A 15,512-nucleotide genomic window follows, 5' to 3' on the forward strand; every position below is an offset into this window, starting at 1 on the left:
AGGCCGCCGCCGGCGCACTCTCGTGCACCGGCAGGCGCGAGTTTGCGATCAGGCGATCTGCTTGGCCGTCGGCACGATCCAGGCAAAGCGGTCCGACAGGGCCGCGAGCGTGATCTTGTTGATGACATCGGCGCCGATGACACCGCCGCCCGTGGCGTCCGGCAGGTCGCGCGTCGCCACGGTGTCGGCTGCGATCGTGCTCATGAAGCCCTGATCGGTCGCCGCACGCACCGTCGCCGACACGCACATATGGGTCATGAAGCCGCCGACGATCAGATTCTTGCGGCCGATACCGGCAAGCTGCGTGGCAAGGTCGGTGCCCGCGAAGGCATTCGGCAGTCCCTTGTCGATGATCGTCTCGCCGCTGCGCGGCGTGAGTTCCTTGACGATCTCGTAGCCCGTCGACGTCGGATTGAACGCCTTGCCCTTGGACTGGTGGCGCACATGCACGACCGGCGCCCCGGCCTTGCGCGCGTTCTCCAGCAGGACAGCCAGCGCATCCACTGCGGGCTGCACGCCGGTCAGCGGCAGCAATCCATCGGTATATTCCCTCTGTGCATCGATGATCAGCAGGATCCCGTCGGCCATGGTGGCGGGCGTCGGTGTCGCGCCTGCCATCTGCAGCATGGTCATCGCCATGTTAATTCCTTCGACAATTTCATGGTTGTGTAAGCCTCGGCGCCATCAACGCCTATGACGGTTGAATTTGCAACACCTTCAAGAGGGGGTCTCGATGTCCCTTCGGGTACTACAGCGCAAACGCAAGTGCGAACGGCCTATTATCGAAAGGCCGCAGCTGCGCTAGTGAAGCAATCATGAAAGTCATCGTCATCGGCGGCGGAATCATGGGCCTCGCGACAGCCTGGGGACTGTCGCGCCAGGGCCATCAGGTCGATTTGTTCGAGCAGGGCCCGCTGCCCAATCCGCTCGCCTCGTCGATGGACGAGCATCGCCTGATCCGCCACCCCTATGGCTCCCACGCCGGCTACGCCCGGATGATCGACGACGCTTACGCCGCGTGGGACCTGCTGTGGACCGATCTCGGCCAGACGCTCCACGAACCGACCGGCACGCTGGCACTGAGCGGCAACGGTGCGGACTGGGCCGAGAAATCGGCCGCCGCCCTCGCCTCGATCGGCAAGCCGATGACCGAACTCTCGATGGCGGAGCTGCCGCAGCGCTTTCCCCTGCTCGACACCAAGGGGCTCGAGCGCGCTTTCTGGATTGACACGGGCGGCGTGCTCTTGGCGCAGGACATCGTGGCGGCGCTCGCGCGTCACCTCGGCGCGCAAGCCAACGTGGCGCTGCACGCCGGAACGCCCGTCCGCTCGGTGGACCTCGAGCACGGCCGCATCGTGACGGCGGCCGGCACGACGCACGCCGGCGACGTCGTCGTGGTGGCGGCCGGCGCCTGGGCGCCACGACTGCTGCCTGCCCTCGCCGCTCGCGTCGTGCCGTCGCGCCAGGTCGTGATCTATTTCGACCTGCCGGAGGACCAGCGCGCGGCCTGGGCGAAGGGACCGATGATCATCGAGAAAACCGGCGATGTCGGCCTCTATCTCGTGCCGCCCGTGCGCGGGCGCGGCATGAAGGTCGGCGACCACGAGTTCAGCCGCAGCGGCGATCCCACCGCGCCGCGCGACGCGCAGGAAAGCGAGATGCGCGCCCTGCTCGACCGCTGCGGCAGCCTGCTGAAGGGCTTCGATCGCTGGCAAGTGCGCAACCTCAAGGTCTGCTTCTACAGCGTCACCGACGACGAGCGTTTCGTGGTCGAGAAACAGGGCGCCCGCGGATGGGCGATGTCGCCCTGTTCGGGCCACGGCTTCAAGTTCGGCGCGCTGATGGGGCTCGAACTGGCGAAAACCATCGCCGAGGGTCGCGACTCCACGGCGCACGCGCACTGGGCCGCCGGTCTGGTCGGCGATGGGCCGACCTGACAAAATACAGTGAATCTGGGAGAGAAACCGACATGGCATCCGCCAAACGCCGCCGCACGTCGAAGACCGCACCGAAGAAGGAAACCGGCCTGCGCCAGGGCCTCGCCACCTATGGCGACGCCGGCTTCTCGCTGTTCCTGCGCAAGGCCTTCATCAAGGCCGGCGGCTATTCCGACGACGCGCTCGACCGGCCGATCGTCGGCATCACCAACACCTTCTCCGACTTCAATCCCTGCCACGGCAACGTGCCGGACCTGATCGAGGCGGTGAAGCGCGGCGTCATGATGGCCGGCGCGCTGCCGATGGTCTTCCCGACCATCTCGATCCACGAGAGCTTCTCCCATCCGACCAGCATGTTCCTGCGCAACCTCATGTCGATGGACACCGAGGAGATGATCCGCGCGCAGCCGATGGACTCGGTCGTGCTGATCGGCGGCTGCGACAAGACCCTGCCGGCCCAGCTCATGGCCGCCGCCAGCGCCGACCGCCCTGCCATCGTGTTGCCGGTGGGACCAATGCTGGTCGGTCATTTCAAAGGCGAAGTGCTGGGCGCCTGTACCGACTGCCGTCGCCTGTGGGGCCAGTATCGCGCCGGCACCTTCTCCGAATCCGACATCGAGCAGGTGAGCGAGCGTCTCGCGCCGACCAAGGGCACCTGCATGGTCATGGGCACCGCCAGCACCATGGGCTGCATCGTCGAGACGCTGGGCATGGGCCTGCCGACCAGCGGCTCGATCCCGGCGACGCATTCTGATCGCCTGCGCATCGCCGAGCAGACCGGCCGACTCGCGGCCGAGATGGCCGTGAAGCAGGGCCCGAAGCCCAGCGAGATCATGACCAAGAGCGCCTTCCGCAACGCGCTCACCGTGCTGCAGGCGATCGGCGGCTCGACCAACGCGCTGGTGCATCTCACCGCGGTGGCGCGCCGGCTGGGCATCGACATCGAGCTCGAGGAGTTCGACGAGATCGGCCAGAACGTGCCGGTGCTGGTCGACCTCAAGCCCTCGGGCGATCACTACATGGAGCACTTCCATTGGGCCGGCGGAAATTCGCGCCTGATGAAGGAGATCCGCAAGAACCTCGACGAGAAGTGCAAGACGGTCGCCGGCAAGACGCTGAAGCAGGTGATCGACGCGGCCGAAATGGTGCCGGGCCAGACCGTGATCCGCACGCCAGCGAACCCCATCAAGCCGACCGGCGGCATGGCCGTGCTGCGCGGCAACCTCGCGCCGCGCGGCGCCGTCATCAAGCATGCGGCAGCCTCGCCCGCGCTGATGACCCATACCGGTCGCGCCGTGGTGTTCGAATCGCTCGAGGATCTCGCCGCGCGCGGTGACGATCCCAACCTCGACGTCAAAGCCGACGACATCCTGGTGCTGCGCAATGCCGGCCCCAAGGGCGCGCCCGGCATGCCCGAGGCAGGCTCCTTCCCCATCCCGATGAAGCTCGCGCGGGCCGGCGTGAAGGACATGATCCGCATCTCCGACGCGCGCATGAGCGGCACGGCCTTCGGCACCATCGTACTGCATGTCGCGCCCGAGGCCGCGGTCGGTGGCCCGCTGGCGCTGGTGAAGACCGGCGACCAGATCACGCTCGACGTGCCGAAGCGCAAGCTGGAACTTCACGTCGACGCCAAGACACTGGCGGCCCGCAAGAAGACATGGAAGGCGCCGCCGCCGCATCCCGGCAGCGGCCGCGGCTACACGGGTCTGTTCTTCAAGACCGTGCTGCAGGCCGACGAAGGTGTCGACTTCGACTTCCTCGGACCGGAAAAGTGACCGAGGCCAAGCTTCCGTCCATCTCGGTCGTCGTCACGTGCTTCAATTGCCGTGACTACATCGCCGACGCCATCCGCTCGGTCGCGCGCCAGACGTTGCGCGACTTCGATTGTGTCATCGTCGACGATGCCTCGACCGACGATTCGGCTTCGGTCATCGAGGGTACGCTCGACGAACTTGCCGATTCCCGCTTCAAGCTGATCCGTCTGGAGAAGAACGTCGGACAGACCGGCGCCACGCGCCGCGGGCTCGCCGAAACTCGCGCGATGTTCGTCTGCTTCCTCGACTCCGACGATCTGTGGAACTCTGATTTCCTCGAACGCCACCTCGCCGCGCACCTGAACGAGACCTATGCGGTGGGCTTCACGGCGTGCAACGCGCGCCTGATCAACGGACAGGACGAGCTGATCGCCGGCGGCATGTACTGGTTCGGCAAAGACCGCGCCCGTGTCGACCGCGACCAGGCATTCCTGTCGATCGATCCGTCGCGCGTGCCCACGCTCGATGCGGCGCGCGGCACGGCCGGATGGGAGAGCCACACGCCCTACCGCCTCTACACCAAGCGCGTGGTGCACTGGGTCTGGGTCAGCACCTCGTCGATGATGTTCCGGCGCTCGCTGATCAATCTCGTCTTCCCCGAGGACGACGAGGTGTTCCGCCTGCACATGGACTTCTACGTCGTGGTCATGGCGCAGATGGTGGCGGGCTCGCTGCTGATCGACGACGCGCTTTATTCCTACCGACTGCATGGCCGCAACGGTGCTGCCGACAACCCCGTGCTGGGTGGGCGCCTCCACCTGTCCAGTCGCAACTGGGGCGACACCTACTCACGCATGCTTGATCGCATGCTCGATGCAATGATCAAGGGCAAAGAACGCTTCGTGACGGCCCTCGGAGATCGCCAATATCGCCGCATGGTTCTGCGGATGCGGGCGGCTCGGGCCACTCCTCTGGTGAGCTGGGCGCTCATCGTCCGGAGTTGGTTGATTTAGCACCCTTTCTGCTTCATTTTCTGCAGTGAGAGAGGCCCGGAAATACCGGGAATCGGGGGAGAATTCATCTTGAGTAGGCTCGGACGTGGCGTGAGCGTTGTCGCTCTGCTGGCCGTCGTCGCTGCCGCCGCGATGGTGAATGCGCGTCCGGCCGTTGCGCAGCAGACGCAGGCTGTCTCGCCCCAGGAAGAAGCCGAATACGACGCAGCCTTCCAGGACATGCTGAAGCAGCCGTCCGATCTCGATGTCCTGTTCAAGTTCGCCACGATCGCCTCCAAGACCGGCGATCTCGAAGGCGCCATCTCCGCGCTGGAGCGCATGCTGGTCGTCGACCCGAACCTGCCGCGCGTCCGTCTCGAGCTGGGCGTGCTGTACTACAGGCTGGGATCCTTCGAGGTGGCGCGCACCTACTTCGAAACCACGCTCAAATCCGAATCGCTGCCGCCGGACGTGAAATCCCGCGCCGAGCAATTCCTCGTGGAGTCGGACAAGCGGCTGACCAAGTCGCGGTTCGCCGGCGAGATCTTCGCCGGCATGCGTTACCAGTCGAACGCCAACCTCGGCCCGCCGACATCGAGCGTCCGCCTGTTCGGACAGACCGCCAACCTCAACCAGGCCGCACTCGGCACCGCTGACTGGGGCGCCGTGACCTCGGGCTTCCTGCGCCACACCTACGATCTCGGCCAGAACAACCGGGCGCAACTCGAGACCCAACTCTCGGGCTACCTCAACCGGCAGTTCCAGATCCAGGCGGCCAACGTGTCGATCCTCGACCTGACATCCGGCCCGCGTTTCCAGGCGTTCCAGGGCATCTTCGAGGACGTGACCCTGAAGCCGTTCGGTTCGGTGGGCTACATCTGGGTCAACGACGTGCCGTATTACGGCAGCTTCGGCTCGGGCCTCGAACTGGGCGCCCTCCTCTCGGACAAGCTGCGCAACACCACGAACGTCGTCTGGCGCCGGCAGATGTACCAGAACACCTGGTACATCCCGACCAACAACCAGTTCACCGGCGTCGAATACTCGGCCAATTCGACTTTCCAGTACCAGCTGAACGACGCCGTGATGCTTTATGCCAACGGCAATCTCCAGCGCTATCAGACCGACAGCACGCCGTGGCAGAATTACATGCTGTACGGCGCCGGCGGCGGCATGTCGTTCTCCTTCGCCGACCCGCTGTTCAAGAGCGAGATGCCCTGGAGCATCAGCCTGTTTGCCAACGTCCAGTGGTGGTACTATGACCAGCCCGACGCTGTCGTGGATCCGACCGTTACCAGACAACAAATCGACACGATCCTGAACCTTACTCTGTCCGTTCCCTTCGATCAGCGGACGATGTTTACGATTTCGGGCGGGCGGTTTGTGCGATCGTCGGACCTGCCCAACTACGCGTTCACGAACAACAGTGCGCTCATCGGAGTAACTTGGCGCTTCTAGCGCTGCTTCAGGAGACCATCGTGGCAACTGCACTTCCCAAGGCAAGCCTGTCCCTGCTGACCGCCGCCCTGCTGGCCGCGGGCGCATCTTCCCTGCTTCCCGCCGTTGCCAATGCGAAGGTCGGCGTCACCTCGGCCGCCGACGGAGATCCCACCGGCAAGCCGCCGAGCGAGGCCGAGCGCGTGTTGCGCGTGGGCGTCGACGTGCAGGCCAACGAGCTGATCACGACCAAGGCCAACGACCGGGCCCACCTGATGTTCCTCGACGGCACATCGCTGTCGGTCGGCCCGAACGCCCAGCTCACGATCGACAAGTTCGTCTACGACCCGACGACCAAGACCGGCGACCTCGCCATCAACGCCAGCAAGGGCGTGTTTCGCCTGGTCGGCGGCAAGATCAGCAAGACCAACGCGATCACCGTGACGACGCCGTCGAGCACCATCGGCATCCGCGGCGGCATCAGCGTCTTCAACGTCGACCAGAAGGAGACGCTGTCGATCTTCGTCTTCGGCATCAGCATGACGGTCGGCGCCGGCGGCAAGATCGAGATCGTGACGCGCCCTGGCTTCCAGGTGGCGACAATGTTCGGCGGCCTGCCGGGCCGGCCGGGTGCCGTGCCGCCGGGCAGCCTGAGCGCCGCGCTCAGCCAGCTCGAAGGCAGCAAGGGCGGCAGCCAGTCGGGCGGCGCCGATCAGTCCGCCAAGAACTCGGGCTTCTCGGATTCCAATTCGGGCCAGGGCTCCGGCAAGACGCTGGGTGACCGCTTTGGCAGTGGCCCGGGCCCGCGCAACACCAACCCGAACGACACCACCACCAACGCGATCACCCAGGCCGGCCAAACCGCGCCGTCGAATCTGCCCAAGATCGTCAGCGACGCCAACCAATCGCAACGAACCATCACCTACAACGGCACGATGGCCGGCTTGGTGAGGAACAATGGCCAGGTTTCCTTCGGCACCGGCAGCTATCAACAGGTCTGGTCGACGAACACCAATAGCGGAACGACCACCGCGAACTTCAACAACAGCAGCTACAGCGGCACCATCAGCCGCACCGGCAATTACGGCTTCAACTCGTCGATGCCTTCGACCACCAATCCGGGCCGCACGATGACCATGAACGGTGCGTTCGTGGGTCAGGGGACATATCCGAACAGCCAGGCGGGCACCTTCACGGTCAACGGCCCGGCCTATCAGGCCGCCGGAGCCTTCGCCGGCCAGAAGGCGCCGTAACCCTAGCCGATCTTCGTTTGGATGAAGTCCGCGATGGCCGAAATGTCGTCGCGGCGGAACCACGGCAACGTATTGTCGATTGGCTTCGCATCAGCCGCGATCGCCACGATCGCGGGATCGTTCGGCGCCATGGGCTCGGACTTGTCGGAAGACCGGACCTCGATCTTGAGATGCGCCTCGCGCTTGTAGCCTTCGATCAGCACGAGATCGGCAGGCGACAGTCGCGACAGCACTTCCGCAAACGAAGGCTCTACCGTCTCGCGCATGATGGCGTAGCGCAGCCCGCCAACGACCGCGACCTCGCCCGCACCGGCCGCGCGATGGCGATAGGAATCCGTGCCCGGCTGATCGATGTCGATGTCATGATGGGCATGCTTGATCGTCGCCACGCGCCAACCGCGGCGCACGAACTCGGCCACCAGCCGCTCCGTTAAAGTCGTCTTGCCGGCATTCTTCCATCCGGTGACGCCGAAGACGCGCTGTGCGCTCATGCGACGATCCGATCGGCGTGGGCATAGGCGGTCAACCGGCCTTCACGCACGAACGCGACCAGCGCCACGCCCGCCTGCCCGGCCGTTTCGATGGCGAGCGACGTCGGCGCCGAGACGGCGGCAATGGCCGAGGCGCCGATCGCCGCGGCCTTCTGGACCATCTCGTAGGAGCACCGGCTGGTCACGACCACGAAGCCACCGGCTTCACGCACGCCACCCCGCGCCAATGCGCCGGCCAGCTTGTCGAGGGCATTGTGGCGACCGACGTCCTCGCGCACGGCGACGAGCATGCCATCGGCCGATGCCCAGCCCGCCGCGTGCGTGGCGCCGCTCGACCGGTTCATCTTCTGATGCTCCGGCAGGCTGGCCATCGCTCGCTCGATCGACCGGCGCGACACCGGCTGCGGGTTCACGACGCCGGGAACGGCACGTAGCGCCGCATCGAGGCTGTCGACGCCGCACAGGCCGCAGCCCGTGCGACCAGCCAGGTTGCGCCGCCGCTGCTGGAGTGCCGCCATCCGCTGCGCGGCGATCTCGAGTTTCACCTCGATGCCGCGCCCCGCCGACTCGACCTCGATGTCGTAGATTTCCGAGGGCGCCTCGACGATGCGCTCGGTGAGGGAAAAGCCGCGCGCGAAATCCTCGAGATCGTACGGCGTGGCCATCATCACCGCGTGGCTGATGCCGTTGTAGACAAGCGCCACGGCCACTTCCTGGGCGATGCTTTCCTCCAGCATCTCCCGGCCATGGAGAGTGAGGCGATGGGCGGGAAGTCTCACCGAGCCGTCGCTATTCATGTCGGGATCGTCCATCGCCGCGCCTAGAACTCGACCACGGGAACAGGCGGCACTTGGCGATCGAAGACCTTCAGGAAGGGCTCGCCCCGCTCCGCCTCGTACCAGGCCTCGAAGGCACGGAACGCCGCGATCGGATCCGTGATCGCTGGCGGCTCCACCGGTACGCCGTCCTCGGATTCAGGGGGATGCGCCTCGGCGTGCAGCACCTCGGCAATCGGCCTCAGCCAGTCGAGCAGAGGCCGTGCACCCTCGCCCAATTCGGCAAGGCCGTTGTCGATCCAGCCGATATCACGGAAGAGCGCTTCCAGCTGGCGCTCGACCGCGATCTCGCGATCGGGCTCGAGGGCGGCGACCCTTGCCATGTCAGAAAGCGCGCTGAGGCGGCGCCACGCAAAGGTGCGTGCCCGCTCGGCCTCCCTGATCTGGGCCTCGACCGAGGCCCGCACCTTGCGCTCGGCCGTTTCGGCCGCGGTGCAGTCCGCCCGAAGGCGGGCGATCAGGGAGTCTACGGCAGCCGGCATTCCAGGAGTTGACCCGACCGGCGGGGCCGCGGCAAGCCTGTCGGGCTTGCCGCTCCCTTGCCTCTTACTTGGCGTACTTGAGTTCGACCTCGGCCACGCCGGCAGCGACGTTCAGTCCGACGCTGCCTTCGACACTGACCGGCTGCAGGGTGATCTGGCCCGAACCGCCGCCCAGCAGGACGTTGGCGCCGACACCGCCGCCCACCGTGGCCTGCGCCGTCGCACCGACATAGCCGCCCTGCAGGGCGCCCGGCGAGATGCTGCCGGGGGCGAACACCAGCCACACGATCTGCGATTCCTTGGTGAAGCCGATGTCCACGCCGTAGCGCTTGATCGCACCGGTGTACTTCTCGCCGACGCCGTCAGTGCGCGCGAAGATGCAGTCGAGGTCCTTGGACGATCCGAAGATGAAGCCCATGCCGCCGGCCACCTTGCAGGTGAGCGAGCCGACATTCGCACCGGACTTGCCGGTCGCCTGGGGCGTGCCGGGAGCGGCCGGGGTCTGCGCCTGGGCCGCGGCGCCGAAGCCCGCCAGGAGAGCAGCGGCCGCGGCGGTCGTCAGTATGGATCGAAGCATGTCCAAATCCTTTCCGGTTGAGAGTCAGTCTTCTTTCTTCGCTCGCTCGATCGCCTCGATTATCTCGCTGAGGCCAACGTTGTAGACGACACCATGCTTGTACATTTCGTGCCGGATCGTGCGGATGAGGCCCGCCTTCCGGATCATGAGATTGGCCAGCGCCATCTTCGCACTCTCGGCCGGTGAATCCTCGGTCGTCACGTCGTCCTCTTCAGCCCGCGGGCCCGTTCCTAGTTGCTGTACTGACCGCGGGCCTTCAGGACATAACCCGTCGCCCTGAATTCCGAGTCCTGCCGGATTGCCGCCGTAACGGCCGGATCGTTGTGCGGGTTGCTGCTGGCAATCAGCGCATTGGTCTCGGCCTGGCAGTTCGAGCTGATGGTGCGCCCGATGCTCGTCGCATCCGAATTGCCCTCGATATAGGGAACGGCGTGTTTGAGCAGGCAGGCATCCCGCGCTTCATAGGTCTGCTTCACGGATCGCACGGTCCACGGCTCCGAATACTGGGAATTGGCCGAACAAGCCGCCAGCGACAGCATGGCGACGACAATCAAGGTACGCATCGGTTGCCCGGACTCCGGAAAACGAGAAGATGGCGGAAGAGAGCGGGAGTCGAACCCACTAAGAACCGGCTAACGGCCCTCTCTGGCTTTGAAGGCCAGCCGCCCCACCGGGAGCGCTTCCCCTCCAAGGCGGATGATTCACCATAACCAATCCCGTGTCACCTGCTCGTGCTAGGATGAAATTCCTCAACGGGATCAAAGTCATGTCAATCGAGCTGAAGTACGTCATCGCGAACGTCTCCGATCTTGCGGCAGCGGTTGCCTTCTGGCGCGATACTGTTGGCTTGAAACTCAAGTTCCAGACCCCTGAATGGGCAGAATTCGATACGGGCGCGACGAGGCTGGCGCTCCAACCAGCATCGACCGCAAATCCGGCGGGGACATGGCAGCCCGGCCTGCGGGTGTCCGACCTTGCGGAAAAACGCGCCGAACTCGGCGCACGGGGCGTGAACGTCGGCGCCGCGCCGCATGAGGAGCACGGCTTCCTGCTGTCCCTCTTCACCGGTCCCGACGGCGCACCGGTCAGCCTGAGCGGCCCCGTCCCTAAGGCGTAGCCGGCGGCGGCCCGTACTGGCCGCTCTTCTGCGGCACCGCGCGACGCAGGTCGCCGCGACGGATGGTGATGCCGTGGCGATCGAAGAACTCGAGGATCTGGATCGCGAGCTTGCGGCCGTTGTCGAGCTTGTCGCGAAATTCGGCGGCACTGAATTCGTGGCCGAAGCCGTTGGCGATGCCGACCATCTCAGCCACCACGGGCCGCAGGAAATAATGGTCGGGCGCCACTTCGACGACGCGCCCCAGCTTAGAAAGCCGCTGCAGCAGCTTGCGCGTATCGGTCTCCGACGCATCGTAGGCTTGGGCGAAATCGCGGACGCGCGGTGGCTTGAAGCGATCGCGCGTCATGTCCGCCGAGATCTTCTTCCATAGCGCTTCGTCGCGAGAGCCCAGGGTCAGCGAATGTCCGGGCAGGCGCAGGAAGGCGCCATCGACGACGACGGTCTTCGCCCGGATCGCCTGGTCGAGCAGCGCCTTGAACACCGACGCCGGCCAGCGACGCTTCAACGTCACCCGCAGGCGCTCGGCCTGCAGGCCCGCCGCATCGGCCTTGGTGGCATGGAACGTCTTGAGCGTGTCGACGATGTCCTGGCGGGCCGCGGCAAGCGTCTCGGCAAGAAAGCCGAAGCCTTCCAGCTTCTCGCCGCCCGACGCCTGAAGGAGCCGCTCCACTTCGGCGGGCCTCAGATTCCGCGACAGGCCAAACCGGGCAAGGTCGACGAACCCGCTTTCGAGACGCAACAGGTGCGGCATGGCTTCCGCGTCGGGGTGCGCCAGCGCCGCCAATTCCCCAAGCCGCCGCTCGGCGCGCCGGTTGCGCGGCGGTCCGAACGGATCGATCGTCGTCGCGCCGGCCATCGTGCGGGTGGCGGAAGGATCGCGGAGAATGATCCTGTCCCCCGCCAGGGCGCCGACCTTCTCTTCGAGGACGAGCTGCGCGAGCGCGGTATCGCCGGGCGCAAGCTTCTCGCCCTCGAGCAATGCCACGCGCCCCATGACATGGGCCGAGCCCAGGTGAACATGGACCGGCGACCAGTGCTTCAGCGGCTGCCCTTCGGAGGAAAGCAGGCTGAGACTCACATCGATGCGGTCGGTCGGTGCATGCAGTTCGGGACTGACCACCCAATCGCCGCGCCGGATCGCCTCCCTGGAAAGCCGGGGTCCCGCGAGGTTGAGCGCGCAACGCTCGCCCGCGCGTCCGATCTCCGCAGCACGATTCTGAGCGTGCAGCGACCGCACCCGCGCCTCGATGCCCGACGGTGTGAGCAGCAGCCGGTCGTCGACCTTGATCTCGCCGGCATGGACCGTACCCGTCACGACCACGCCCGCACCGGAGAGCACGAAACAGCGATCGACGGCGAGACGCGCGAAACCCGCGGCGCCCTTGCCGCTCTCGCCGAGAACCAGCAGCTTTTCCTTCAGCTCCTCGATGCCCTGCCCCGTCACCGCCGAGACCGGCACGATCTCCGCACCGCGCAGCGAGGTGGTGGCGAGCAACGTCTCGATCTCGGCCATGTGCTCGAGGAGCTGGTCGTCGTTGGCGAGGTCGGCCTTGGTGAGCGCCACGATGCCGCGATCGAGGCCCAGCAGGTCGAGGATCTGCAGATGCTCGACGGTCTGCGGCTTGATGCCTTCGGCGGCCGACACGACGAGCAGCGCCGCATCGATGCCGGTGGCGCCGGCCAGCATGTTGTGCACGAAGCGCTCGTGGCCCGGCACGTCGACGAAGCCGAGTTGCCGGCCGTCGCCGAGATCGCTGTAGGCATAGCCGAGGTCGATCGTGATGCCGCGCGCCTTCTCTTCCTTGAGGCGATCGGCGTCGACGCCGGTCAGCGCCTTTACCAGCGCCGTCTTGCCATGATCGATGTGGCCTGCTGTTCCGACGATCATGACGCGGACAGATGGCCGAGTTGCGCCGCGAAGGCCGCTTCGTCGTCGAGTGTGCGGAGATCGAAATAGAGCGTGCCATCGCCGATCCGGCCGATCACCGGAATCGGCAGGCCGCGAAACAGGTCGGCGATCCTGTCGATTCCCTTCGCCTCGATCGCCAGTGCGAAAGACGGCAGCAGGTCGACGGGCAGCGCGCCCGACCCGATCTGCCCGCGCACCTCGGCCACGCTCACCTTCGCCCGCCCGCCCAGCGTCGACTGGACAGCCGGCAGCAGCCGCTCCGCCACCGCGCGCACGTCCGCGGCGGGGCGCGCGAGGGCGCGTATGGTCGGCAGGCGGCTGGCAAGCCGCGCCGGATCGCCATAGAGCCGCAGCGTCGCCTCGAGGGCGGCGAGGCGCACCTTGTCGAGGCGCAGGGCCCGTTTCATCGGATTGCGTGCAATCCTCTGGATGAGCGCCTTGCGGCCGACCAGCAAGCCGGCCTGAGGTCCCCCCAGCAGCTTGTCGCCCGAGAAGGTGACGACGTCGACGCCGGCGGCGATCGCCTCGCGCGCCGTCGGTTCGTGCGGCAGGCCCCAGGTCTCGAGATCGGCCAGGGTGCCGCTGCCGAGATCCTCGATCAACGCCACGCCTTTTTCCCGTGCCAGCGGGACCAGCTCGGCGGCGGAAACCGTCTTGGTGAATCCCTGGATCGCGTAGTTCGAGGGATGGACCTTCATGATCGCGGCGGTGTCGGGGCCGATCGCCGCCGCGTAGTCCTTGAGGTGTGTGCGATTCGTGGTGCCGACCTCGACCAGGCGGCAGCCCGCGCGCGCCATGATGTCGGGAATGCGAAAGGCGCCGCCGATCTCGATCAGCTCACCGCGCGAGACGATGACCTCGCGGCCGGCGGCAAGCTCGCTCAGCACGAGCAGCACGGCGGCGGCATTGTTGTTGACCGCGGTCGCGGCCTCGGCGCCAGTCAGGCGGCAGAGCCACGGCGCGATGTGATCGTCGCGCTCGCCGCGCGCACCGCCGTCGAGATCATATTCGAGCGTCGTCGGCGATCGCATCGCCTCGACGGCCGCCGCGATCGCTTCCTCGGCCAGCACGGCACGCCCGAGATTGGTGTGCAGGACGGTGCCGGTCAGGTTGAACACCCGGCGTTGCGAGGGCTGCAGTAGCGAATTCAGTCGCGCAGCACACCAGCGCGCGCAGGCGGTTTCATCCGCGACTTCGGCCAATCCGCGTTTCTCTGCGACCCAGGCTCGCAACGCCTCAATGACGAGTGCACGGCCGGCGCGTTCGATCAGCGGCCCCAGCGAGGGCCAGCCGGCCATGCGATCAATCGAAGGCGGACGGATTTCGGATGCGCCATCGGCGCGGTCGGCACGCGACACGGGTTGTTTCCCCACAAGAAGATGGCCGGACGTCTATCGGCCATCGCGAGGATGGCTCAGGGCCAGCAGCCGATCAATGGAGGCGGCCGGGCTGCGAAATTCCGGCGGACAGCCTCAGGGCTTCTTCTGAAATCCCCACTGCTCCGCAAGAATCTCACCCATCCGGGCCGCGATGATGCGATTGCCGGGGCTCTCGTTCGCCGCGTCGCGGGCATAGTGGATGTGATCCGCGTAGATCGTTCCCTTCTCCTGGGCGAAGATCTGCGTCAGGTCATAGATCGGCGTGCCACCGTCACGCAGGGTCATCAGGCCTTTGACGATGTTCCCGTACATGTCCTTGTAGGAGAGATCGCCGACGAGGCGCTTCTCCTCTTCGGTCAGTTCCTTGCCGATCGCCGGCGCCGGCTGGATGAAGTAGGCCGACTTCACGTTATTGTCCTTCGCGACCGCGATCGTGGCCTTGATGTACTTCTGGTACAGGCCTAGCTGGGTGTCGAAGGCGAGCTTGTGGTTCGACCGGATGCTCTCAGGCATATGGAACATGCTGTTCAGCGTCGTCTTCTTGGACGACTTGAAGATGTCCTTGCCCTTCGCGGCCTGTTCGATACCGCGAACCACCATGTAAGCGGCGTGCGAATGGCCGAGGATCGGGTTCAGCGCCAGGGTGCCGGCGATTCGTCCCATGACCCAGCCGATCGCGGCGTCACCGAAATTCTCGTCAGCGACGAAGGGGTTCACGTCGAGGAAGTTGCTGAGCGGCCGTTCGAGCCGTTCCTCGGCACCAGGCCAGAAGAAGTAATGCTCGTTGAAACCGCCCAGAACGGCGACTGCGTCAACCGACGAAGCGTAGAGCGCGAACAGGATGAACGGCTGCGGCTCTTTCCACGCGCCGTCACCGCCGTTCAACACCATGAATGGCTTGCCGTTGGGGCTGATGTATTTCTTGTTGAGTTCTTCCTCGAAATAGCGCGGCGCGGGCGGCGCCGCATTCTGGCCGAGTTGCGAGGCCACGGAGCCGCCGGTCAGCATCACCACATAACGGTCGGTGGGCTTCAGCACCGGATAGTCGGGCCCGAACAGGCCGACATTGTTGACCCAAGGCATGCCGCAAGGCGGGTTGGCGTGATGGACGAAGCCAACATAGGGGTGCGGGAAGAGCGTATCGACATAGCGGCACGCCGTTCCCTTGGTGGCGTCGCGCACGTAGGTGTTCTGCGTGCGCTCGAACAGCTCCTCGGCCGAGGTGTAGCGGCCGTCCTCCAGGTAAAGCCAGACGATCGCCGTGACTTCGAGCGCGGCGAGCGAAAGGACGATGCCGAAAAGGACGGAAATCCAGCCGAAGATGCGTTGCTTCATCGCCTCC

General features: G+C 65.8%; 16 protein-coding genes and 1 tRNA gene. 6 read left to right on the plus strand and 11 right to left on the minus strand.

Annotated elements, in window-relative coordinates; translation table 11 throughout:
* Positions 1 to 48: 48 nt before the first annotated feature.
* Complete coding sequence (locus AC1RP5_RS17600) at positions 49 to 639, minus strand: cysteine hydrolase family protein (RefSeq protein ID WP_493112623.1); 591 nt, start codon at positions 637 to 639, stop codon at positions 49 to 51.
* 176 nt (positions 640 to 815) lie between these two features.
* Between AC1RP5_RS17600 and AC1RP5_RS17605 the strand changes: the two genes are divergently transcribed.
* From AC1RP5_RS17605 to AC1RP5_RS17625, 5 genes are all read left to right on the plus strand, one after another.
* Entirely contained in the window at positions 816 to 1,937 is a 1,122-nt protein-coding gene (locus AC1RP5_RS17605; protein WP_493112625.1) for an FAD-dependent oxidoreductase, read from the plus strand.
* A gap of 32 nt (positions 1,938 to 1,969) precedes the next feature.
* Positions 1,970 to 3,715 carry an IlvD/Edd family dehydratase gene (locus AC1RP5_RS17610; RefSeq protein WP_493112627.1) on the plus strand — a complete coding sequence of 582 codons (1,746 nt, stop codon included), beginning with the start codon at positions 1,970 to 1,972 and terminating at the stop codon, positions 3,713 to 3,715.
* The gene (locus AC1RP5_RS17615) at positions 3,712 to 4,707 is read left to right on the plus strand and encodes a glycosyltransferase family 2 protein (RefSeq protein ID WP_493112629.1); all 996 of its coding nucleotides are present in this window, start codon (positions 3,712 to 3,714) and stop codon (positions 4,705 to 4,707) included. Before AC1RP5_RS17610 ends, AC1RP5_RS17615 begins: the two co-directional genes overlap by 4 nt.
* 90 nt (positions 4,708 to 4,797) lie before the next feature.
* Positions 4,798 to 6,144 (plus strand): tetratricopeptide repeat protein, encoded by a 1,347-nt coding sequence (locus AC1RP5_RS17620; RefSeq protein WP_493112631.1) that lies wholly within the window; start codon positions 4,798 to 4,800, stop codon positions 6,142 to 6,144.
* 20 nt (positions 6,145 to 6,164) lie between these two features.
* Complete coding sequence (locus AC1RP5_RS17625) at positions 6,165 to 7,376, plus strand: FecR family protein (RefSeq protein WP_493112633.1); 1,212 nt, start codon at positions 6,165 to 6,167, stop codon at positions 7,374 to 7,376.
* 2 nt (positions 7,377 to 7,378) lie between these two features.
* Here the strand turns inward: AC1RP5_RS17625 and mobB are convergent, their stop codons facing one another.
* From mobB to AC1RP5_RS17660, 7 genes are all read right to left on the minus strand, one after another.
* The gene (gene mobB / locus AC1RP5_RS17630; protein WP_493112635.1) at positions 7,379 to 7,867 is read right to left on the minus strand and encodes a molybdopterin-guanine dinucleotide biosynthesis protein B; all 489 of its coding nucleotides are present in this window, start codon (positions 7,865 to 7,867) and stop codon (positions 7,379 to 7,381) included.
* On the minus strand, positions 7,864 to 8,679 hold the full coding sequence (gene fdhD, locus AC1RP5_RS17635; RefSeq protein WP_493112637.1) for a formate dehydrogenase accessory sulfurtransferase FdhD: 816 nt from the start codon (positions 8,677 to 8,679) through the stop codon (positions 7,864 to 7,866). The genes mobB and fdhD overlap by 4 nt, the downstream gene beginning before the upstream one ends.
* A gap of 8 nt (positions 8,680 to 8,687) precedes the next feature.
* Positions 8,688 to 9,185, minus strand: a complete 498-nt coding sequence (locus tag AC1RP5_RS17640) for a hypothetical protein (protein WP_493112639.1) — start codon at positions 9,183 to 9,185, stop codon at positions 8,688 to 8,690.
* 64 nt (positions 9,186 to 9,249) lie between these two features.
* Positions 9,250 to 9,762, minus strand: a complete 513-nt coding sequence (locus AC1RP5_RS17645) for a DUF992 domain-containing protein (RefSeq protein ID WP_493112641.1) — start codon at positions 9,760 to 9,762, stop codon at positions 9,250 to 9,252.
* Positions 9,763 to 9,786: 24 nt separating this feature from the next.
* Positions 9,787 to 9,963 (minus strand): hypothetical protein, encoded by a 177-nt coding sequence (locus tag AC1RP5_RS17650; protein ID WP_493112642.1) that lies wholly within the window; start codon positions 9,961 to 9,963, stop codon positions 9,787 to 9,789.
* A 29-nt stretch (positions 9,964 to 9,992) separates the two neighbouring features.
* Positions 9,993 to 10,325, minus strand: a complete 333-nt coding sequence (locus tag AC1RP5_RS17655; RefSeq protein WP_493112643.1) for a hypothetical protein — start codon at positions 10,323 to 10,325, stop codon at positions 9,993 to 9,995.
* Positions 10,326 to 10,355: 30 nt separating this feature from the next.
* Positions 10,356 to 10,451 (minus strand) — tRNA-Sec (locus AC1RP5_RS17660).
* Between the two features lie 77 nt (positions 10,452 to 10,528).
* Here AC1RP5_RS17660 and AC1RP5_RS17665 point away from each other — a divergent pair.
* On the plus strand, positions 10,529 to 10,879 hold the full coding sequence (locus AC1RP5_RS17665; protein ID WP_493112644.1) for a VOC family protein: 351 nt from the start codon (positions 10,529 to 10,531) through the stop codon (positions 10,877 to 10,879).
* Here the strand turns inward: AC1RP5_RS17665 and selB are convergent.
* From selB to AC1RP5_RS17680, 3 genes are all read right to left on the minus strand, one after another.
* A complete protein-coding gene (gene selB / locus AC1RP5_RS17670) occupies positions 10,869 to 12,770 on the minus strand; it encodes a selenocysteine-specific translation elongation factor (RefSeq protein WP_493112646.1) in 1,902 nt (633 codons plus the stop codon). The two genes, AC1RP5_RS17665 and selB, sit on opposite strands and share 11 nt — an antisense overlap.
* A complete protein-coding gene (gene selA, locus AC1RP5_RS17675; RefSeq protein ID WP_493112647.1) occupies positions 12,767 to 14,149 on the minus strand; it encodes an L-seryl-tRNA(Sec) selenium transferase in 1,383 nt (460 codons plus the stop codon). The genes selB and selA overlap by 4 nt, the downstream gene beginning before the upstream one ends.
* 114 nt (positions 14,150 to 14,263) lie before the next feature.
* Positions 14,264 to 15,505, minus strand: a complete 1,242-nt coding sequence (locus AC1RP5_RS17680; RefSeq protein WP_493112649.1) for a hypothetical protein — start codon at positions 15,503 to 15,505, stop codon at positions 14,264 to 14,266.
* Positions 15,506 to 15,512 lie beyond the last annotated feature (7 nt).

It is taken from the genome of Reyranella sp. GW821-FHT12G01 (assembly GCF_058806575.1).